Source organism: Yoonia sp. R2331 (assembly GCF_041103235.1).
GTDB lineage: Bacteria > Pseudomonadota > Alphaproteobacteria > Rhodobacterales > Rhodobacteraceae > CANMYO01.
This window is the reverse complement of sequence record NZ_JBGCUN010000001.1, coordinates 542,508-562,608: the sequence shown is the minus strand read 5'-3', so window position 1 is coordinate 562,608 and position 20,101 is coordinate 542,508. Positions and strand designations below refer to the sequence as shown.

Below are 20,101 nucleotides of genomic sequence, written 5' to 3'. Positions count from 1 at the left end.
CAACAACAAAGGACAGCAAAGATGACAATTCATATCGGTGCAAAAGACGGTGACATTGCCCCTACGGTGCTGATGCCCGGCGATCCTTATCGCGCGAAATGGGCCGCAGAGACGTTTCTGGACGATGCCCGTCTGGTGAACGAAGTGCGTGGGATGCTGGGGTTTACCGGCACATGGAACGGGCATCCGGTGACCATTCAGGGCAGCGGCATGGGGATGCCCAGCCTGTCAATCTACGCCAATGAGCTGATCAAGGACTACGACGCGCAAACGTTGATCCGCATCGGGTCCTGCGGCGGGATGCAGGACAGCGTGGCGATCCGCGATGTGATCCTGGCGATGACCGCCTCTACCGTTTCGACGCCCTCGCGCGGTATCTTCAAGGAATTGCAATTCGCCCCCTGTGCCGACTGGGGTTTGCTGGCCGCGGCCCATGCGGCAGCCACGGCCAAGGGGACGACGACCCATGTGGGCGGCATTTATTCCTCGGACGTGTTCTATGACGAGCGACCCGATTTGAACGAACAGATGGTGCGGCATGGGATTTTGGGGGTCGAGATGGAAGCAGCAGAGCTTTACACCCTCGCCGCCCGCTATGGCCGTCGTGCGCTGGCCGTGCTGACGGTCAGCGACCACTTGATCACGCACGAAGCGCTGCCCGCGGCAGACCGCGAACGGTCCTTTGGCGACATGGTCGAGATTGCCCTGCAAGCGGCGTTTGCCTAGCGCGCGATTATGCGACGCATCATCGTCACCGCCCGTGGCTGCGGTCATAGCCATTGACCGGCGGGCTGTCCCAGGTGGTCAGCGCCGCCGGGCGCAGCACCTCCATCCGCAAGGGGTGGCAGGGGGCGGTGTCGCTGGAGTGCTCGGACGAACAATCACCGCCCGGGCAGGCGGACAGGACCGCCAGCAGGTCGATCTCTGCCAAAAGCTCCAGATAGTCGCCGGGGCGCACCGGGCTGGCCTTCATGAAATACTGGCCGGTGTCGCGAGTAAAACCGGTGCACATGAAGACATTCAGCACGTCATGCACATGGACCTCTGCCGCGTCTAACGACAGCCCGGTGGCATCCGCCAGCGCGCGGGTCAGGTTGGAATGGCAGCAGTGGTGGTACTGGCTGCCCGACAAGAGGTTGCCGGTGTAAGGGTCGCAGCGGGTGCCAATCACGTCATGCACACCGCCGCCAAATTCATCGAACCCATACCAGCCAAGCGTATCATGCGTCACCGTCGCCATGGGCCGCAAATGCGGAAAGCAGGACCACATCCGGTCACCGGTGGTGATATGGGTGCCGTGCAGCGCGCGGGTCTTGCCGGAATAGAATCGCTCTGACAGATCGCTGGCGTTGAACAGGTTCAGATCCCCCACCTGCGGCCCCTCAACCGAATGAATGCGCAGGATATGCCCGGCGGGCACTGTCACGCTTGCGGCGTCGCGGGGCGGCACGAGCACCTCGGCGACCGGCGTCAGATCGGCCCGCAAGGTGGCGTAAGCGTCCAAATCGGGCTGCGGCAAAGTCTCGGTCGGATAACAGATCACCGGCACAACCGCGCGGCGCGCATCTGCATCTTCAGGGGGGGTCACATCACTCATCCCCCGACCCTGCCGCAAATGATCTTTCTTTTGAACGAAAATATGCCCGCCGGAGGCATCGCCCTGCCGGATGGCAGGGCAAAACATCGTGCGGCGGGCCTTGGCCCGCCTCGATTCAACAGATCACACGACGCGTTCGACCAGCTTTTTCTTGATGTCGGCAATTGCTGCAGCCGGGTTCAGCCCCTTGGGGCAAGTCTTGGCGCAGTTCATGATCGTATGACACCGATAAAGCTTGAACGGATCTTCCAGATCATCCAGCCGTTCGCCCGTCGCCTCATCCCGGCTGTCGACGATCCAGCGATGCGCGGCCAACAGGGCTGCTGGCCCGAGATAGCGGTCACCATTCCACCAATAGGACGGGCAGGATGTGGAACAACAGGCGCACATCACGCATTCATACCCACCATCGAGCTTTTTGCGGTCTTCAATCGACTGCTTCCACTCTTTCGCGGGCGTATTGGTCTTGGTTTCCAGCCACGGCATGATGCTGGCGTGCTGGGCATAAAAGTGGGTCAGATCCGGGATCAGATCCTTGACCACGGGCATGTGTGGCAGCGGATAGATCTTCACATCGCCCTGCACCTCATCAAGGCCATAGATACAGGCCAGCGTGTTGATCCCGTCGATGTTCATCGCACAAGACCCGCAAATGCCTTCGCGGCAGGACCGGCGGAAAGTCAGCGTCGGATCAATCTCGTTCTTGATCTTGATCAGCGCGTCCAGAATCATCGGCCCGCAGGTGTCGAGATCGACGAAATAGGTATCCAGCGACGGGTTCTTTCCGTCATCTGGGTTCCAGCGATAAATCTGGACCTTTTTGACGTTGGTCGCACCCTCGGGCTTGGGCCAGGTCTTGCCGGTGACCATGCGAGAGTTCTTGGGAAGCGTCAGTTGAACCATTGGTCAAACCTTTCGATAACTTAGCGGAGCGCGGGCGGGCGAATGGGCGCTTGCCCGGTGCGCCGCAACACGCAGGATTCGTAGACTGCAACGGGATCAGCCCCGCGCAGGAAATCGGATGAGACCCCAACAGAGCCTTCGAAAAAGCCCCCGGTCCGAGAGTTCGTGCCCACAGTGATATTGCCCGTCGGCCCTTGGGCCGCACGCGCGCGTTCCTCGCATTGCTGTGCCACCTTTTCGGGGTCAGGCGGCGGAAGATCGCAGGCGGCAAGGGCCAAGACCAAAAGTGGGGCAAAGCGGATCACTGCAGCGCGTCCCCGGCACAAGCAAACAGGGTCTCAAGATCGACGTATTCGCTCATGACGCTGTCACGCTCTTCGGTGGTTTTGGCCGCATTCAGCGCGGCAATGCCGTCGCCTTGCAATTGCTCCACACCGCAGTTCACGATTGTTTCGGCGGCTTTCACATCGCCAATCTCACTTGCGACATCGGCAAGCAAGGCCGCACGTGCGTCTTCGGTCACTTGTGCCAAGACCGCGACGGGCGAGAGGCACAGCGTGGCCAGAACGAAATGTTTGATAATCCGCATCCCTATCGCCCCGTACAATATTGCGACCCGCCATAAATTACCGACGCACCTGCGGGACAGGAGGCAGACCGGGATTGCGCGACCGGCGTCCGCACCCGGGCCGCCGGGCTTAACCCGCCAGAGACTTCGGTCACGGGTGTCGCAACGGCAGGAAGTCGGGATGCCGCGCAGTCGTTGATCCGGTCAGCCAGGCCTTGCGACAAACGCTCGGTGGGCACAATCACAACGCTTGCGCGCTGGGTGCCGCCAGTGAGTTCGACCCGCGCACGGGTCTGGATCGGGAAGATTGCATCGCCCTGCTCTTTGGCGCAGGCGAATATCGCGTCTTCCTGTGCCTTCATGGTTGGACCGACGACCGTTGCCGCGCAGCCCGATAGCGCAAGAGCGGCGGCCGAAAAAACAAGACTTGCGGACCGCATCAATACACCCTCGCCTTTGGCGCGATCTTCTTAAGGTCAATCCCGCCCTCGTCCTGCGTTGTCAGCGGGTCCAGATGCACGGGGCGATAGCTGAGCGTTGTCTTGGCACCGTCGACATTCGCCAGCGAATGCACCCGCCACTTTTTGTCATCGCGGTCGGGGTAATCCTCGTGCGCGTGGGCGCCACGGCTTTCCTTGCGCGCCTCGGCGCCAACAATCGTCGCCAGCGCGTTGGGCATCAGGTTGCCCAGTTCCAGCGTTTCCATCAGGTCAGAGTTCCAGACCAGCGACCGGTCGGTGACTTTCAGATCGCCCATCTTGCCGGCGATGGCTTCCATCTTTTTCACACCCTCGGCCAGCGTCTTGTCGGTGCGGAAGACGGCGGCGTCTTCCTGCATTGCCTTTTGCATCTCAAGCCGCAGTTCCGCGGTCGGGGTGGCCCCATCGGCGTGACGGACGTTGTCAAAGCGGTCAAAGGCTTGATCGACCGAGGCCTGATTCAGCACAGGGTTTGCGGCATTGGGGTCCACAACCTCACCTGCCTTGATCGCGGCGGCGCGGCCAAAGACCACAAGGTCGATCAGGCTGTTGGAACCAAGGCGGTTCGCGCCGTGGACGGATGCGCAACCCGCTTCACCCACGGCCATCAGGCCGGGCACAACCGCATCGGGGTTATCCTTGGTCGGGTTCAGCACCTCACCCCAGTAATTCGTGGGGATACCGCCCATGTTATAGTGCACGGTGGGCAACACAGGGATCGGTTCCTTGGTCAGGTCCACGCCCGCAAAGATGCGCGCGCTTTCCGAGATACCGGGCAGACGCAGATCAAGCGTCTCGGGCGGCAGGTGGTTGAGGTGCAGGTGGATGTGATCGCCCTGCGGGCCCACGCCGCGGCCCTCGCGGATTTCCATTGTCATACAGCGCGACACCACATCGCGCGACGCGAGATCCTTGTAGGTGGGCGCATAGCGTTCCATGAACCGCTCACCTTCGGAGTTGGTCAGATAACCGCCTTCGCCCCGTGCGCCCTCGGTGATCAGGCAGCCCGCGCCGTAGATGCCGGTGGGGTGGAATTGCACGAACTCCATATCTTGCAGGGGCAAGCCTTGGCGGGCGACCATGCCGCCACCGTCACCGGTGCAGGTGTGGGCGCTGGTGGCAGAGAAATAGGCGCGGCCATAGCCGCCGGTCGCCAGAACGGTCGTCTTGGCGTTGAAGACATGCATGGTGCCGTCATCAAGTTTCCATGCGACTACACCCTGACATTGCCCGTCTTCGGACATGATCAGGTCGGTAGCAAAATACTCGATATAGAATTCGGCCTTTTGTTTCAGGCTTTGGCCATACAGCGTGTGCAGGATCGCGTGGCCGGTGCGGTCGGCGGCAGCGCAGGTGCGCTGCACGGGCGGGCCTTCGCCAAATTCGGTGGTGTGGCCGCCAAAGGGGCGCTGATAGATGTTACCCTCTTCGGTGCGGGAAAACGGCACGCCGTAATGTTCCAGCTCATAAACCGCCTTGGGCGCTTCGCGGGCCAGATATTCCATCGCGTCGGTGTCACCCAGCCAGTCCGACCCCTTGACGGTGTCATACATGTGCCACTGCCAGCTGTCGGGGCCCATGTTGCCGAGCGAGGCAGCGATACCGCCCTGGGCGGCGACGGTGTGCGACCGGGTCGGAAAGACCTTGGTGATACAGGCGGTTTTCAGACCCTGTTCAGCAAGGCCCAATGTGGCGCGCAAACCGGCACCCCCAGCACCCACCACAATGGCGTCATAGACATGCGTTTCGTATTCGTAAGCGGCCATCTGGAAAGCTCCGGCAGATTAAAGGGCGAGGCGCACGACGGCGAAAACACCGGCGGCGGCTGCAGCATAGGACAGGCAAATCATGCCGATGATGGCGGCCTTGCGGGCGAAGCCGTGTACGTAATCCTCGATCAGGGTCTGCACGCCACCGCGAAAGTGGTAGAAGCTGACAAAGATCGTCAGCCCGGCAATGATCGCAGGCACAGGCCGCTGGTAATAGGCGACCACTTCTTCATAGGGTTGGCCCAGCACAGCGCCGAAGGTGAACATGAAGGCGATCACCAGCGGCACAAGGGCCACGGATGTCACCATCATTTTCCAGTGATGATCTGTCCCGGTCTTGGCAGAGCCCATACCAGCGGCGCGTTTGCGGTCGGTCAAATAAGCCATGCGGACCCCCTAGACGACGATTGCAGTAAAGATGGTCAGCAGAACGCTGGCGATGATGGCGGCCTGTGCATAAGTCTCTGACCGTTTGACATCGAGCATATGGCCGCTGTCCCAGATCAGGTGACGCACGCCAAACAGCAGGTGATACCAGACTGCCCAGACCGACAGGAACATGACCAGATCGCCAAACCAGCTGGTGACAAAGCCATTGGCAGTGGCAAAAGCATCCGGCCCGGTCGCGGCGGCCACAAACCACCAGACGATCATCAGGGCCGCCACAATAAGGGCGTTGCCCGTGAGGCGCGTAAAGATCGAGGTCATGGAGGTCAGTTGCGGACGATAGATCGTCAGATGCGGCGAAAGAGGGCGATTGCCCCGGTTCACATCGGCCATTTCAGTTCCCTTCTTGGCGTCACGCGGGCTGGCTGGCCCGCGCCTTTGGACCGTTATTGCGCATCTCTTTCCCAGAGTCACGTAAACGGGGTGCTAAAATCCGCGCGAAAATGCCGCGTTAGCGCAAAAAGTCGCAGATGTGATCACAGTTGCAAAAGGTGTGATCACATATCAGGCGGCACCAGCACGGCGATCTGTTTGGTGATCTCGCGGATCAGTTTCTGGCGGATCCGGTCCTGATAGGTGTGATAGTCTGCGGCCCGTAAGGCAAAGGCACCGGGGCCGGTGATCACATGGGTGCGAAAGTAATCGACCAGCCCGGCCTCTTCGTTTTCGATGGCCAGCGCATTGATCGTGACGCGGCGCGACAGGGCCAGCGCGCGGGCCTCGAGCGGGTCGAGCCCTTCGTTGGAGGACCCGTCACCGCTGATGTCGATGACGTGGCGGGTGCAACTGAGGACGGCGGGGTCTTCAAAAGCGGTCAGCGCCACGCGCATCGCCTCGCCCACCGCCGTCGAAAAGTTGCGCCAGCGGCGCGGGGTTTCGGCCACCTGCAAGGCAAAGCCATCGGCCTGATCAAAATCGGTGATCGGCGTCCAGGGGATCGAGACGATCTGCCGCCCTGCCCCGGTCCATTGCAGCAGCATCACGCGGGCCTGCGCGTTGACCAGCGCCTCGCTCACCGCGCCATCTTGCAGGGCTGCGGCCAACCCCTGCATTTGCAGATCGTATTCCGATCGTTCAACCGAGCCTGACACGTCCACCGCCAGCACCAGCGCCAATTCGCAGGCGGGCAGCGCTGTGGGGGTCAGGGCAAGGGCTGTGATCAGGGCGCGGTACCGCATGGAGGCAGCTTGCCGCATTTCGGCGCGCTGCGCCCGTCACATTTTCGCGGGGCGGTGTCAGTCGACCTGAGATGCCAGATGCGCGACAAATTCGGTGCACATGGTGATCGCCTGGGTCTGCGGGTCGTAAAAGGCGTTGGCCTCGCCACAGGCAGCGATGTTCACAGGCATGTCTTGCGGCAGAGACATTTCTGCGTTCAGGGCTGCCAGTTCCGCGCCAATCACATCAATCAGGATGCCTGCCCCTGCAAGGCCCGGATCATCCACCACCAAGATCAGGGTTTCACCGGCACCGGCCTCTGCCAGTTCATCCAGAACCGCGCCCCAGCTGCCTGCGGCCTGATCGTATTCGTCTGGGCAATAATCAGCGCGCTCTTCGGGTAGGCCAAGGTCTTCGGCCACGTCGCCGCGTTCATCGGGGTTGGCGCCATAAAAGATGCACACGGCGTTGTAGTAACGCTGCAGATCGGGGCCATGCACATCCCACCACGCGACGTCATTGCCGGTGTCGTCCGCCTCGGCCCGGAACCCAAAGGCGGTGTCATAGACCAATTCCACGGCGGTTTCTTCGTCAAAGAGTGCGTCAATCATGAAGGCCGACAAGACGTCGGCTGCATCTTCTTCCTGCCCAAAGATCGGCAGGCCCATCTGGTCGATCAGGGCGTGGCCAAGCTCATGATAGAAGATGCCCAGCAGGTTGGCCGCGACATAGGTGGCTTGATCCTCGGTCAGGTCCTGCGCACTGGCTGAGGTGGCGGCGATGAGCGTCGCAGTGGTCAGAAGTCTTCGCATGGCATCCTAATCCGATATGAACGTTTCAATCGGTGTCCACTGGGTGCCGCCTTGCGTCAAGGTCGTATCGAAGCGAAACCAGCAGCCCCCGATATTGCCGGGTTGGTCATGGGCGCGGTTGATCGCAAGGCCCGCGATGTGGCAGCGCAGCAGCGTTCCCACTGCACCGTGGCCGACGAACAGGATGCGTTTGTCGGGGTTTTCGGAGATCACCTGACGCACGGCCCCGACGATGCGGGCCTGCGCGGTACGCGCTTTTTCCCAGCCGCGGTGGCTGTGGTCGGGGTTGGCGAAAAAGGCGTCTGCGGCCGCCTCAAAATCAGGGCCGGGCAGATAGCCTGTGGCGCTGCGGTCGTTTTCGCCAAGTGCTGCGCGGGTCAATACGGGCCAGCCCCGCGCGTCGTGCAGGATTTCTGCCGCGTCCTGCGCCTTGCGTTCGGCGCTCGCGGCGATCAGGTCAAACGGGCCAAAGGCGGGTACGGCTGCCAGCGCCGCAATCCGCGCGCGGCCTGCGTCCGACAATTGCCACTGCGGCACCGGCACCGCCGGGTCCTGAATGACTTGCGGATGGGTCAGGTAGAGGTGTTTCAAGCGGGCATCAGCGCCCAATAGTCGAGGTCAAGCAGCACATCGGGGTGGTACTTGCCGTCTTCGCCTTTCAGCACACCGGCTTGCCCCTTGGTCGCGACAAGTCGCAGGCGGATCGCACCGACGCCGGGGGCTTTGGTTTCGGCCAGCTCAAGCACTTCCGACCAGGCGCGCAACGTATCGCCTGCAAAGCAGGGGTTGGCATGGGCACCGCCATTGAGTGCCACGATCATCTGCGCGTTGGCCAGCCCATTAAACGACAGCGCGCGGGCAATGCTGATCACATGGCCGCCGTAGATCAGCCGCTTGCCATCGGCGCGGTTGGTGGCGTCAAAATGCACCTTGGCGGTGTTCTGCCACAGACGCGTGGCGAGCATATGTTCGGCCTCTTCCACGGTCACACCATCCACATGGTCGATCACCTCGCCCACCTGGTAATCGCCAAGCCTGTGCGGCTCTCCGGCGAGAGTGAAGTCGTAATTTGTAAAGTTCAGGCCCTCTGGCACCACCAGATCGCTGGCAGGCACAGATTTCTGCAAGTCGGGGATCACCGGGTCGGGGGCGGCGCTGTCGCTGCGTTTGCGCACCATCACCCAGCGCACGTAGTCCAGCACGGGTGTGCCCATCTGGTTGCGCCCGGTGGTGCGCACCCAGACCACGCCGCTTTTGCCGTTGGAGTTCTGTTTCAGCCCGATCACCTCTGACGATGACGTCAACGTATCACCGGGCCAGACCGGCGCCAGCCAGCGCCCTTCCGCGTAGCCCAGATTAGCCACCGCATTCAGAGAGACATCGGGCACGGTTTTGCCAAACACCACATGAAAGGCGATCAGGTCATCCAGTGGAGAGCTTTCCAGTCCGCAATCCTGCGCAAAGACGTCTGAGGAATAAAGCGCCCCGCGGGCCGGATAAAGCGCATGATATAGCGCACGCTCGCCTTCGGCGACGGTCCGGGGGACGGCGTGGTGGATCACCTCGCCAAGGGTGTAATCCTCGAAAAAGCGGCCCGGATTGGTCTTGGTCATTGCTGGCCCAGCTTCATGTCCGGGTGATAGGGCGTGTCAATGTCCTTGGTCACCGCCTGCCCGCAGCGCATGACGCCGTTGGCGTGGTCAAAGGCATAGGTGGGATCGCCGTGCAATTCCCAGCCCTTAGACAGCGCCAGCGAGACCTTGTGGCAAAAGGCCGAAGTGTCATCTTCGGTCAGCAAACGATAGATTTTCATGTCTTATCCAAAGGGGTTGTAGCCAAGGATGGCATGGATACCGCCCACAACAATCACCGCGATCACGGTGGCCACGGCGGCGGTAAATTCCTTTTTGACCGGCACCTCGTGGTAGGGGCCGCGTGGGCCTTCGGCGCGGTTGATCACGACGATTTCGGCGATGGCCCAGACCATCAGCCCGCCAAACAGCACAAAGGACGGCGTGTCGCCGTTGACCACCAGATGTGCGACGCACCACAGGATCACGGCGGTCAGTTGCGGGTGACGTACGGTCTTGGTGATCTTGGTTTTGGCGCCCGAGGCTGCGAACAGATAGAACGAAAACACCATCAGGATGTTGTTGATCCCGGTCATTGCCGGTGTCCGGCCCCAATAGAACGTGCCGTCCCATGCACGGTAGCCCCAGATCATGAAGATGATCGCCACAGCCAAGGTCAGTGCCACGATCGCCTTGCCCTTGTCGCCAAACTGCGCACGGTTTGCAGGCAATGCACGTTTCCAGAAATGGGCGGCGGCCCACAGTATCAGACCGAGAATAAGAAGGATCATGGCGTCTCCAGTGCGGCAATGGCTTTGGCTTTCGCCAAAGTTGCCCGTGCGGTGACGATATGCAAGTTCTCTACAATCTTTCCGTCCACCACCGCGACGCCCTGCCCTGCGGCTTCGGCGGCGTCAAAGGCCGCAATCTGGCGTTCGGCCAGTTCAATTTCGGCATCCGAGGGGCCAAAGATCGCATTGCAAATGTCGACCTGTGCGGGGTGAATCAGGGTTTTGCCGTCAAAACCCATATCGCGGCCTTGGGTGCATTCGCTGCGCAATCCGTCCTCGTCCTTGAAGGCGTTATAGACGCCATCCAGGGCCACGATCCCTGCCGCGCGGGCGGCAAGTAGGCAGTGTTGCAGTGCGGTGGTCATCGCATCGCGCGTGCGCGCGCCCAGATCCTTGGCCAAATCATTGGTGCCCATCACGAACCCTTGCAGACGTGGATGGGCGGCAATGGCGGCGGCATTCAGGATACCTTGCGGCGTTTCCATCATCGCCCAGAACGGGATGTTCGGGACGAGAGCGGCCAGCGCATCCAGATCGGCGGGGCTGTTCACCTTGGGCAAAAGTACCGCGTCGCAGTTCATCGCGGCCACGGCGCGGGCGTCATCGGCACCCCAATGGGTGTCCAGCCCGTTGATCCGCACGATCCGCAGGCGCGGGCCGTAGGATGTGCCCAGCGCCGTGGCGAGCGTCGCGCGTGCATCCACCTTGGCATCGGGGGCCACCGCGTCTTCGAGGTCAAACAGGATCACATCCACCGGTAAGCCGCGGGCCTTTTCCAGCGCCCTGTCCTTTGCGCCGGGGATATAGAGGGCAGAGCGGTGTGGGCGGTTGGTCATGATAGGTTCCCTTGCGATCCTCGCAACATTGTTGCGCGCAACACACCCGATCCGAATAGATATTTCAAGGCAAAAATGCCGCAATGCAGCACGGCCGGACCACCGGACGCCGCGTTAACCATGTCTAACGCCTCTCCCCGCATCCTTGGCCACCTCTCATACCGTCCCGAAAGGACATGCCATGACACGCGAATTGATGCTGACGATGATGACAGGCTCTGCCCTGATGCTGGCCGCCACCCAGACAGAGGCGCAGGGCCGCAACTGTGGCCCGCATGGTGCGGTGACCACGCATCTGGCGGAAAATTACAATGAAAGCCGCACGATGATGGGGCTGGCCGCCAATCAAATGGTGATCGAGGTCTTTGTGAACGCAGAGACGGGCAGTTGGACCATCATTGCCACGCGCCCCGACGGTGTGACCTGTCTTGTCGCCTCGGGCTCGAACGCGGATGTGATCCCGGCGGCGCTTCTCAATACCGATCCAGAGGCCTAGAGCCCGGAAAGGCCGCCCCAGATCAGGCGGATCGACAGCAAGAGCAGCGCCCAGACGACGGCCTGAAAGAACAGCTTTTCCGGCAGGATCCGGACCAGCCAGACCCCGGCAAAAACCGCGCAAATCGCAGGCAACGCCAGAATGGCCGCGATTTGCAGGTTGCCGGGGTTGAGTTGCCCCAGAAAGTAGTAGGGTATCAGTTTGATCACATTGACATAAGCGAAGGCCACGGTGACCGTACCTGCAAACATCAGTTTCGGCATGCGCAGCGGCAGCGCGAAAATCTGAAACGGGGCTGCGCCGGAATGGCTGACAAAGCTGGTAAAGCCGGTGATCGTGCCCCAGAACAGGCCCGGCCCCCAGCGCGGTTTCCGGGCTGGACCCTCGAGGTTGCGCCGGATCAGAAGTGTCAGCGCATAGACCCCGCCGATCAGCCCCACGATCAAGGTCACGGCCGCTTCTGAGACATAATCCACCGTCAGCCAGCCGATCAGCGTGCCCAGCGGCAGGGCCACCAGCATGATCGCCAAAACCGCCCGGTGAAAGCTGCGCCAATAGGCGTAAAGCCCGAAGATGTCGGATGCCACAAAGACCGGCAGCAGGATACCAGCGGCGGCAACCGGCGATGTCACAAGCGCCAGAAGCGGCACCGCCATCGCCGTGATCACAGGCACGCCGCCCTTGCCCAGACCCACGCAGATGGCCGCCAGCGTGGCTGCAATCCAGAAACCGATGTCTTCCACGCTGGTGAATTCCCTCATCTCGCGCCGCACTGCAGCACACTTGCACCCGGACGGGCAAAAGACTAGGCAATGCGTGAAATTCATCACGGATAGGACCCTAGCCATGGCCAGACCCAAGATTGCCCTGATCGGCGCCGGACAAATCGGCGGCACCCTTGCCCACCTTGCTGCGATCAAAGAACTCGGCGATATCATCATGTTCGACATCGCCGAAGAGGGCGACATCGCCCGCGGCAAAGCACTTGATATTGCAGAGGCAGGCCCGGTTGCGGGGATCGACGTGGCGCTGAAAGGCACCAACGACTATGCCGAGATCGCGGGTGCTGATGTTTGCATCGTCACCGCCGGTGTGGCCCGCAAGCCGGGCATGTCGCGCGATGATCTTCTGGGTATCAACCTGAAAGTCATGAAATCCGTGGGCGAAGGCATTGCGGCCCACGCGCCAGAGGCCTTTGTGATCTGCATCACCAACCCGCTGGATGCGATGGTCTGGGCGTTGCGCGAATTCTCTGGCCTGCCCACCGCCAAGGTCTGCGGCATGGCCGGTGTGCTGGACAGCGCCCGTTTCCGTCATTTCCTGGCGGAAGAATTCGACGTCTCGATGCGTGACGTCACCGCCTTTGTGTTGGGCGGCCACGGCGACACCATGGTGCCGCTGACCCGTTATTCCACCGTCGCCGGTATCCCCCTGCCTGATCTGGTCGAGATGGGCTGGACCACGCAGGAAAAGCTGGACGCGATCGTACAGCGCACCCGTGACGGCGGTGCTGAAATCGTGGGCCTGCTGAAAACAGGCTCTGCGTTTTATGCGCCCGCAACTTCGGCCATTGAAATGGCAGAGTCCTATCTGAAAGACCAAAAGCGCCTGTTGCCCTGTGCGGCCCATGTTGACGGTGCTTATGGCCTGAACGGTTTCTACGTGGGCGTGCCCACCGTGATCGGTGCCGGCGGTGTCGAGCGCGTGGTGGAAATCAAGATGAACAAAGAAGAACAGGCGATGTTCGACAAATCCGTCGACGCCGTCAAAGGCCTTGTCGCCGCCTGCAAGGGCATCGACGACAGCCTGAGCTGATTTTGCGCATCCGGGGCGGTGTTCAGCGCCGTCCCGGGTGACACAATCCGCCCAATACCTCTTGCGACCTCTTTGTTGGTTTGCAGCGGTGCGATGCATCTGCTCTTACTAGACTTATGCGCAACCGGAGGTCGCCCCTTGCCCACATGGGAAGTCACAGCAACGCTTGATGAACCGGCACCGCTGGTGTTGGCCTTTGTGGCGCATCATCTGGCGATGGGGGCGGACCGCATAAATCTTTACTTTGATCGTACGCCGCAGGGTGATCTATCGCTGTTGGCAGGTGAGCCGCGCGTGCGCATGACCCAATGCGACGGAGACTATTGGCGCAAGATGGGGTGGCGGCCGCCGTTGCATGTGGACCGGCAGATCGTTAACGCCAACCATGCCTACACCCGCGGCCAATCGGAATGGATGCTGCATTGTGATGCAGATGAATTCATCTCGGACGGAGAGGCCCTGCGCGCCGCGCTGCACACCCTGCCCGCTGACGTGCCCAGCTTGCGGTTGACGGCTTTTGAGCGGTGTTTCACCGCGGATCAAGACAATGAAAGCGTGTTTGGCGGCGATTTGCGCGGACCGATCCCGCAGCTTTATAGCGGCAGTTTGGCGGCAGAATACCCACCTGCCGTGGCGGCGATGTTGCAAAACGGGATGACCGCCTATGTGGGGGAAAAATCGCTGAGCCGGATTGGCGCGCAAGTGGCAGTTGGAATCCACCACACCTTTGTGCGTGATCGGACCGCGCAAGGTAGCGCTGACACACGCACGCCCTTTGCGCGCAGCCCTGACGTGCCGCTTTTCCACTTTGACGGGCTGACGCCGCGCCATACCAGCAAAAAGCTGCGACGCAAAACCATTGACGTCGATACCGACGCCCTGGTTGCGCGATTGGGCCCCGCCCGCATGGCCCAGATCGCGGCATTCTCTGCCCCACAGGCGGATCCCGCGGCGCTGTTCTTTGCACTTCGGCAGATGCCGCCCAAGGTCGCAGAGGTGCTGTCGACGCTTGGTCTAATCGCGACACAAAGCCTGCGCCCCGACACCGCCGCCCACTGGCACTGGCCAGAGGCAACGCTGGACTTTTCACCGCAGGCTGTGGATGGCCCCCTCGTGACGGACGACATCAAAGTCGCCTGATCCGCGCCAAACGCAAAAAGGCCCGCGTGTCGACGCGGGCCTTTTGTCGACTTCAAGCCAGATCAAGCGTGCTGTTTGCGCCGCTTGGCCAGACCAAGGGCACCAAGCCCCGCCAGAAGCAGCGGCAGACCGGCAGGCAGCGGGATTTGACCGACGATGTTGGGGTCAGGCTCTGCTTTCACAGACGACAGGTAAAACTCCTGCGCGCCAGTTCCGCCATAGGCAAGCGTCAGACTGTCAATTCCAAACAGCGGGATGTTGGACAGTGCGCCAAACGAGGTTTCTGACAGCCCGCCGCCGTTGATACCGATCAACAGTGTGTCCAGCGAGGTCGAGCTGATCAGCGAATGGTTCGCGGCACGGAACACGAAATCGCTGAGGATCATTGTGACGTCAAACGCGATGGTCACAAATTCGTTCGCGGTCACGTTGTCGTCGCTGCCAGGATTACACTGGTTTTCCTTGCCGGTCCCACCCACGGTGTTGATCGCAAATGGCGTCGTGCAGACACCCAGGCCCGCGTTCCCGTGATCGAGATAGGCATAAGCGTCATTCGCAACCGGTGTGCCGTAGTTGGTCTGAAGACCACCTGACACGGTCACGTTCAAAAGGCTGGTGTTCACAGAGTTCAGAACGGTGCCATCTGACAGCGCCTGCTCGTTGAAATCAGCTTCGGCTTGAAAGTTGATGCTGACCGGAGCTGCGACCGCTGAGGTCGCAAAAAATGCAGCGCTGATCGCAGCTGCAGTGAATAGCTTCTTCATTCCAATCTCCTCGTTAAGGCCGCGAAATTGCACGGCAGACATCTTTTTACCGGTTCATGGTTAACACAGTTTCGGCCAAAAGTCGCCATGAATTGGCCCCATTTTGGCCGGTTCTGGCCTGAAACCAGCGGCCAGAGGGTCAAGAACCGCTTAAAGTCACGAGTGTCACGCAGGATTTACACATCTTGAGACACGGCTTGTCCCGATGTCGAATCGCCTGATTCAACCGCAAATCATGGATTGAGTCTTATTTGTGATCACACTTTTTCTGGCTGTGATCACAAATGTCCGATTTTTGGCCCGTTCGCGCTAACGATGGTTTTTTGTTAACTCTGCCTGTGGTTTGTCTGGAGGAAATTCAGCCCAGCGGGGAAGCATCATGAACATCCACGAATATCAGGCCAAGGCACTCTTGAAGTCTTTTGGCGCACCGGTCAGCGACGGACGCCCGGTTCTGCGTGCCGAAGAGGCCAAGACAGCCGCTGGCGAACTTGATGGCCCGCTTTGGGTGGTCAAGGCGCAGATCCACGCTGGTGGTCGCGGCAAGGGCAAGTTCAAAGAGGCTGACGCCGGTGATGCAGGCGGTGTGCGTCTGACAAAATCCGTGGAAGAGGCCGCACAGGAAGCGAAAAAGATGCTGGGCCGCACCTTGGTCACGCATCAGACCGGTCCCGCAGGCAAGCAGGTGAACCGCATCTATATCGAAGACGGTTCCGGCATCGAGACAGAGATGTATCTGGCCCTGCTGGTTGACCGCCAAACCAGCCGCATCGGTTTTGTCTGCTCGACCGAGGGTGGGATGGACATCGAAGAGGTCGCAGCCTCGACGCCTGAAAAGATCCTGAATTTCACCGTTGACCCCGCCACCGGTTATCAGCCCTACCACGGCCGCCGCGTGGCCTTTGCGCTGGGGCTGGAAGGACAGCAGGTCAAGCAATGCGTCAAGCTGATGGGCATCCTTTATAATGCCTTTGTATCCAAAGACATGGAGATGTTGGAGATCAACCCGCTGATCGTCACCGATGGCGGCGATTTGAAAGTGCTGGACGCCAAGGTGTCTTTCGATGGCAACGCCGTCTACCGCCATCAGGACGTCGCCGCCCTGCGTGACGAGACAGAGGAAGACCCCAAGGAACTTGCCGCGTCGAAGTATGACCTCAACTATATCGCGCTGGACGGGGAAATCGGCTGCATGGTCAATGGCGCGGGTCTGGCGATGGCGACGATGGACATCATCAAGCTTTACGGTGCCGAGCCTGCCAACTTCCTCGACGTGGGCGGCGGTGCGACCAAGGAAAAGGTGACAGAGGCGTTTAAGATCATCACCTCTGACCCGAACGTCAAAGGCATTCTGGTAAACATCTTCGGCGGCATCATGCGCTGCGACGTGATCGCCGAAGGCGTCGTTGCCGCCGTGAAAGAGGTGGGGCTGAAGGTGCCGCTGGTGGTCCGGTTGGAAGGCACAAACGTGGAAGCCGGAAAGGACATCATCAACAATTCGGATGTCGACGTGATCGCCGCTGACGACCTCAAGGACGGTGCCCAGAAGATCGTGAAAGCGGTCAAGGGCTGATGAAGTCTGTTTCCTGCGTCCTCGCCGCCGCTTTGACACTGTCTGCCTGCGGTGTGCCTGACCAAAACCGGTTCCGTCCCCTGATGGAACCGGAGCGTGTTCAGGCGGTCCAACCGACGGATGCCTTCGTCAACACGTTCTTCCGTGTGTGCCTTGATAATGCGGGCCGGTCGAGCACGCATCGCGCGGCGGCGATGGCCAATGGGTTCAGCCAATTGGCGATGCGCAGTTCCGACAGTTTCATCGCCAATAGCGATGATGGCACGCAAGCCCTGGTGTTGATCGCCGAACTCACGGGATATCGGTGCAGCCTTGATGATCTGACGCGCAGCAAAGGTGCGGCAACGATTGCAGCCTTCCGCGCTGCGGCGCAGCAGGCTGGTGCAACCCCGACCACGGGCGGGAACCTGCAGATTTCGGTCAAGCCGATCCTGAATTCAGGCGATGTGCTGTTTTATGACCTCAAGGCCGTGCGCGGTTCTGGCGGTTTGTCCCTTATCCTTGAAAATCAGTCCTGAACAATGTGGACCCGAGGGCATATGCAACCAGCAAAAGACCCGCATCCTGCGGAACCGGCTGCTATGCCCCTAAAAGATCACATTTTAGACAAATCGAAGCTTCATCCCGCTGACAGACAGGCAGCAACGGCCGGAGAACCGGTCTTTGCACCTGATCTGAGGGGATTGAGTTATGAAAAAGATTGCACTGCCGCTGTTCATGGCTGCCACGCTAAGCGCCTGTATGGGCACCAGCCAGCCGGTCGCCGTGGCCCAGACCGAGGTTATCTCGACCTCTGGCGCCAGCGCGGCCTGCCCCAGCATCCATATGCGGACCACAAACGGCCTGCCGATGCGCTGCGGACCGCAAGCGATCAAGCCTTACACCTTCCAGTAAGGCCACGAACACAACCGGCAGCGCCCCGCGCTGCCCTGATTGGCAAAGACCTGCCCAGACGTGCCTTAACGTCTCGGCAAGGCTTTGCCATGCTTTTGCCTTACGGCTTTCATCATGTCGCCAACCGGATCAGTGATGCATCAGGCATCGCAAACGCGTCCGCTGGCCTGTTCTGGGGGGCAGGACGCCCTGATACCGAACAGTCAAAGGACCAAGACCATGATGAAATACGCCGCTCTCGCCACCATCGCACTGACACTCTCGGGTTGCCTGGAAAGCAGCAATGGCGCCTCTGTCGCACGGCTCGACACGCTGTCAGCCAGCTGCGGCAGCCCGCACATGCAGACCATGAACGGCCTGCCCATGCGCTGCGGCCCGCAGGTCGCATCGCCCTATACGTTCCAGTAAGAGACCCACAGCAGGCCGCGCCACATGGCGGGGCCTGCGCGCGCACCAGTGAGGTGCGCACATGAAGGCAATTGTCCATATTGGCCTGCCCAAGGCGGGCAGCAGCACGCTTCAGGATTTTCTACATCAAAATGCCGATGCTCTGGACAAGCAGGGCTTTTGCTATCGTCGTTTTGACCCCGCGGACATGTGTCAGCGCGAATATCTGTCGGTTGTGTTTCAGACGACAGGGCGAATTTTCGACGATCCTGTCCAATCCGTTGCTGCCAAGATGCGCACCCGCGCGGACGTCGCGGCTCGGGCAGATGCGCTGGACCACTGGATTGATGCCGAAGTGGCGCGCACCGACGCCGATGTCTGGCTGATCTCGAACGAGTTTTTATCGTCGGTTGTCATGCGATTTGATGGTCAGGCCGCAATCCATGATTGGCTGACGTCGCGTTTTGATCATGTCCGCTACGTGATTTACCTGCGCAGTCAGGACAGCTGGACTGTCAGCATGTATTCCCAAAAGCTGCGCGATGGATTTACCGATGCATTTCCGGCGTTCCTGTCCCAGACCAAGCCACGTGACTACGCGAAATTGGCAAACCATTGGGCGCAACTCGCAGGCACCGAAAATCTGTCCGTTCGGTTGCTGGACCGCAGCGCGCTGGATCAGGGTGATCTGATCTTGGACTTCTGTTCCCTTGTTGGCATTGATGCCAATGGGTTGGCGCGCCCCGCCCCGCGCAACACCAGCTATACCCGCCGATGCGCCGATGCAGTGCGGACGCTGAATAGCGCGGTTGGACGGGTCTTGCCACGTCAAAGCCCGCTGAGCCGCGCCATCAGAAAGGCCGGGCGCACCGTCGCAGAAGCGACGTTAAACACCGGCGCACCGATCACCCTGACACCCACCCAGCGCGAGGCCCTGCTTGGTCCCGTCGCCAAATCCAATGAAGCGTTGCGCAAACGGTGGTTTGCGGACCGTCCCACACTTTTTGACCCCACGCCTTCACAACCCGCGCATGCAGCGCCTGCACCAGCAGACCCTGCACGCGTACATATGTAACAACACGCGCAAGAACGACGCGCCAAACTGACCAATAAGGGAACGCCATGGCCATCCTCGTCGACAAACATACCAAAGTGATCTGCCAGGGCCTGACCGGCTCTCAGGGCACGTTCCACTCTGAACAAGCCATTGCCTATGGCACCCAGATGGTGGGTGGCGTGACCCCCGGTAAGGGCGGACAGACCCACCTTGACCTGCCGATCTTCAACTCGGTCCACGAAGCCAAGGCCAAGACCGCAGCTGATGCCTCTGTCATCTACGTGCCGCCGCCCTTTGCCGCCGATTCCATCCTCGAAGCCATCGACGCCGAGATGGAGCTGATCATCTGCATCACCGAAGGCATCCCGGTGCTCGACATGATGCGCGTCAAGCGCGCGCTGGAAGGGTCCGCATCCCGCCTGATCGGCCCCAACTGCCCCGGCATCATCACGCCCGACGCTTGCAAGATCGGCATTATGCCCGGCCACATCCATAAGCGCGGGTCGGTGGGCGTTGTGTCCCGCTCCGGCACGCTGACATATGAGGCGGTCAAGCAGACATCCGACAGCGGGTTGGGTCAGTCCACCGCCGTGGGCATCGGCGGCGACCCGATCAAGGGGACAGAGCATATCGACGTGCTGGATATGTTCCTGGACGATGATGAAACCCATTCGATGATCATGATCGGTGAGATTGGCGGCTCGGCCGAGGAAGAAGCCGCCGAATTCCTGACTGCGCAGAAGAAAAAGGGCCGCTGGAAACCGGTTGCCGGTTTCATCGCCGGCCGCACCGCCCCTCCGGGCCGCCGCATGGGCCATGCAGGTGCCATTGTCGCGGGCGGCAAGGGTGACGCGGAAAGCAAGATCGAAGCGATGAAATCCGCTGGAATCGTGGTCGCCGACAGCCCCGCAACGCTGGGCGAGGCGGTGCTTGAGGCAATCGGCTAATGCCCAACGGGTGCTACATCAGACCAGAGGGCAGCGCCGGACCCGAGGGGGGGCGTGAAGCGCCCGCCCTGAGGGCCGGGTCGGGCGCTGCCCGGCA

Annotated in this window: 27 protein-coding genes; 10 read left to right on the top strand and 17 right to left on the bottom strand. The window is 60.8% G+C overall.

Annotated features, from left to right (window positions below; all coding sequences use genetic code 11):
- The first annotated feature begins 21 nt into the window (after positions 1-21).
- Positions 22-726 carry a purine-nucleoside phosphorylase gene (gene deoD, locus AB3Y40_RS02775; RefSeq protein WP_369437279.1) on the top strand — a complete coding sequence of 235 codons (705 nt, stop codon included), beginning with the start codon at positions 22-24 and terminating at the stop codon, positions 724-726.
- A gap of 25 nt (positions 727-751) precedes the next feature.
- Here the strand turns inward: deoD and AB3Y40_RS02770 are convergent, their stop codons facing one another.
- The 15 genes from AB3Y40_RS02770 to AB3Y40_RS02700 form a co-directional block, all read right to left on the bottom strand.
- Positions 752-1,597, bottom strand: a complete 846-nt coding sequence (locus AB3Y40_RS02770) for an urea carboxylase-associated family protein (protein WP_369437278.1) — start codon at positions 1,595-1,597, stop codon at positions 752-754.
- 123 nt (positions 1,598-1,720) lie between these two features.
- On the bottom strand, positions 1,721-2,500 hold the full coding sequence (locus tag AB3Y40_RS02765) for a succinate dehydrogenase iron-sulfur subunit (RefSeq protein WP_369437277.1): 780 nt from the start codon (positions 2,498-2,500) through the stop codon (positions 1,721-1,723).
- Positions 2,501-2,520: 20 nt separating this feature from the next.
- Positions 2,521-2,805, bottom strand: coding sequence for a hypothetical protein (locus tag AB3Y40_RS02760; protein WP_369437276.1), 285 nt, complete (start codon positions 2,803-2,805; stop codon positions 2,521-2,523).
- On the bottom strand, positions 2,802-3,089 hold the full coding sequence (locus AB3Y40_RS02755; RefSeq protein ID WP_369437275.1) for a hypothetical protein: 288 nt from the start codon (positions 3,087-3,089) through the stop codon (positions 2,802-2,804). Before AB3Y40_RS02755 ends, AB3Y40_RS02760 begins: the two co-directional genes overlap by 4 nt.
- 2 nt (positions 3,090-3,091) lie before the next feature.
- A complete protein-coding gene (locus tag AB3Y40_RS02750) occupies positions 3,092-3,508 on the bottom strand; it encodes a hypothetical protein (protein ID WP_369437274.1) in 417 nt (138 codons plus the stop codon).
- Positions 3,508-5,313, bottom strand: a complete 1,806-nt coding sequence (gene sdhA, locus AB3Y40_RS02745) for a succinate dehydrogenase flavoprotein subunit (RefSeq protein ID WP_369437273.1) — start codon at positions 5,311-5,313, stop codon at positions 3,508-3,510. The genes AB3Y40_RS02750 and sdhA overlap by 1 nt, the downstream gene beginning before the upstream one ends.
- 18 nt (positions 5,314-5,331) lie before the next feature.
- A complete protein-coding gene (gene sdhD / locus AB3Y40_RS02740) occupies positions 5,332-5,703 on the bottom strand; it encodes a succinate dehydrogenase, hydrophobic membrane anchor protein (RefSeq protein WP_369437272.1) in 372 nt (123 codons plus the stop codon).
- A 9-nt stretch (positions 5,704-5,712) separates the two neighbouring features.
- The gene (gene sdhC, locus AB3Y40_RS02735) at positions 5,713-6,096 is read right to left on the bottom strand and encodes a succinate dehydrogenase, cytochrome b556 subunit (RefSeq protein ID WP_369437271.1); all 384 of its coding nucleotides are present in this window, start codon (positions 6,094-6,096) and stop codon (positions 5,713-5,715) included.
- Positions 6,097-6,260: 164 nt separating this feature from the next.
- Positions 6,261-6,941 (bottom strand): DUF1194 domain-containing protein, encoded by a 681-nt coding sequence (locus AB3Y40_RS02730; RefSeq protein WP_369437270.1) that lies wholly within the window; start codon positions 6,939-6,941, stop codon positions 6,261-6,263.
- A 57-nt stretch (positions 6,942-6,998) separates the two neighbouring features.
- Positions 6,999-7,733: a DUF4344 domain-containing metallopeptidase gene (locus AB3Y40_RS02725; RefSeq protein WP_369437269.1), complete on the bottom strand. Its 735-nt coding sequence runs from the start codon at positions 7,731-7,733 to the stop codon at positions 6,999-7,001.
- A 6-nt stretch (positions 7,734-7,739) separates the two neighbouring features.
- On the bottom strand, positions 7,740-8,324 hold the full coding sequence (locus tag AB3Y40_RS02720; RefSeq protein ID WP_369437268.1) for a histidine phosphatase family protein: 585 nt from the start codon (positions 8,322-8,324) through the stop codon (positions 7,740-7,742).
- A complete protein-coding gene (locus AB3Y40_RS02715) occupies positions 8,321-9,346 on the bottom strand; it encodes a MaoC family dehydratase (protein ID WP_369437267.1) in 1,026 nt (341 codons plus the stop codon). The genes AB3Y40_RS02720 and AB3Y40_RS02715 overlap by 4 nt, the downstream gene beginning before the upstream one ends.
- The gene (locus tag AB3Y40_RS02710) at positions 9,343-9,546 is read right to left on the bottom strand and encodes a DUF1737 domain-containing protein (RefSeq protein ID WP_369437266.1); all 204 of its coding nucleotides are present in this window, start codon (positions 9,544-9,546) and stop codon (positions 9,343-9,345) included. The genes AB3Y40_RS02715 and AB3Y40_RS02710 overlap by 4 nt, the downstream gene beginning before the upstream one ends.
- Before the next feature lie 3 nt (positions 9,547-9,549).
- Positions 9,550-10,095 (bottom strand): NnrU family protein, encoded by a 546-nt coding sequence (locus AB3Y40_RS02705; RefSeq protein ID WP_369437265.1) that lies wholly within the window; start codon positions 10,093-10,095, stop codon positions 9,550-9,552.
- Complete coding sequence (locus AB3Y40_RS02700) at positions 10,092-10,931, bottom strand: HpcH/HpaI aldolase/citrate lyase family protein (protein WP_369437264.1); 840 nt, start codon at positions 10,929-10,931, stop codon at positions 10,092-10,094. The genes AB3Y40_RS02705 and AB3Y40_RS02700 overlap by 4 nt, the downstream gene beginning before the upstream one ends.
- Positions 10,932-11,112: 181 nt before the next feature.
- Between AB3Y40_RS02700 and AB3Y40_RS02695 the strand changes: the two genes are divergently transcribed.
- Positions 11,113-11,427 carry a hypothetical protein gene (locus tag AB3Y40_RS02695; protein ID WP_369437263.1) on the top strand — a complete coding sequence of 105 codons (315 nt, stop codon included), beginning with the start codon at positions 11,113-11,115 and terminating at the stop codon, positions 11,425-11,427.
- Here the strand turns inward: AB3Y40_RS02695 and AB3Y40_RS02690 are convergent.
- On the bottom strand, positions 11,424-12,170 hold the full coding sequence (locus AB3Y40_RS02690) for a sulfite exporter TauE/SafE family protein (RefSeq protein WP_369439586.1): 747 nt from the start codon (positions 12,168-12,170) through the stop codon (positions 11,424-11,426). The two genes, AB3Y40_RS02695 and AB3Y40_RS02690, sit on opposite strands and share 4 nt — an antisense overlap.
- Positions 12,171-12,273: 103 nt before the next feature.
- On the opposite strand from AB3Y40_RS02690, the gene mdh reads away from it, so the two are divergent.
- Together mdh and AB3Y40_RS02680 are read left to right on the top strand one after the other, a co-directional pair.
- Complete coding sequence (mdh, locus tag AB3Y40_RS02685; RefSeq protein WP_369437262.1) at positions 12,274-13,242, top strand: malate dehydrogenase; 969 nt, start codon at positions 12,274-12,276, stop codon at positions 13,240-13,242.
- Between the two features lie 138 nt (positions 13,243-13,380).
- A complete protein-coding gene (locus AB3Y40_RS02680) occupies positions 13,381-14,382 on the top strand; it encodes a glycosyltransferase family 2 protein (protein ID WP_369437261.1) in 1,002 nt (333 codons plus the stop codon).
- A gap of 62 nt (positions 14,383-14,444) precedes the next feature.
- On the opposite strand, the gene AB3Y40_RS02675 is transcribed toward AB3Y40_RS02680, so the two are convergent.
- Positions 14,445-15,146: a VPLPA-CTERM sorting domain-containing protein gene (locus tag AB3Y40_RS02675; protein WP_369437260.1), complete on the bottom strand. Its 702-nt coding sequence runs from the start codon at positions 15,144-15,146 to the stop codon at positions 14,445-14,447.
- Between the two features lie 379 nt (positions 15,147-15,525).
- Here AB3Y40_RS02675 and sucC point away from each other — a divergent pair, with 379 nt between their 5' ends.
- The 6 genes from sucC to sucD all read left to right on the top strand — a co-directional run bounded on the left by sucC (position 15,526) and on the right by sucD (position 20,004).
- Positions 15,526-16,719, top strand: a complete 1,194-nt coding sequence (sucC, locus tag AB3Y40_RS02670; protein WP_369437259.1) for an ADP-forming succinate--CoA ligase subunit beta — start codon at positions 15,526-15,528, stop codon at positions 16,717-16,719.
- Complete coding sequence (locus AB3Y40_RS02665; RefSeq protein ID WP_369437258.1) at positions 16,719-17,237, top strand: hypothetical protein; 519 nt, start codon at positions 16,719-16,721, stop codon at positions 17,235-17,237. Before sucC ends, AB3Y40_RS02665 begins: the two co-directional genes overlap by 1 nt.
- 172 nt (positions 17,238-17,409) lie before the next feature.
- Positions 17,410-17,613: a hypothetical protein gene (locus tag AB3Y40_RS02660; protein ID WP_369437257.1), complete on the top strand. Its 204-nt coding sequence runs from the start codon at positions 17,410-17,412 to the stop codon at positions 17,611-17,613.
- A gap of 219 nt (positions 17,614-17,832) precedes the next feature.
- Positions 17,833-18,021 (top strand): hypothetical protein, encoded by a 189-nt coding sequence (locus AB3Y40_RS02655; RefSeq protein WP_369437256.1) that lies wholly within the window; start codon positions 17,833-17,835, stop codon positions 18,019-18,021.
- Between the two features lie 61 nt (positions 18,022-18,082).
- Positions 18,083-19,075 (top strand): hypothetical protein, encoded by a 993-nt coding sequence (locus AB3Y40_RS02650; protein WP_369437255.1) that lies wholly within the window; start codon positions 18,083-18,085, stop codon positions 19,073-19,075.
- 47 nt (positions 19,076-19,122) lie between these two features.
- Positions 19,123-20,004 carry a succinate--CoA ligase subunit alpha gene (gene sucD / locus AB3Y40_RS02645; RefSeq protein ID WP_369437254.1) on the top strand — a complete coding sequence of 294 codons (882 nt, stop codon included), beginning with the start codon at positions 19,123-19,125 and terminating at the stop codon, positions 20,002-20,004.
- The last annotated feature ends 97 nt before the right edge of the window (positions 20,005-20,101 follow it).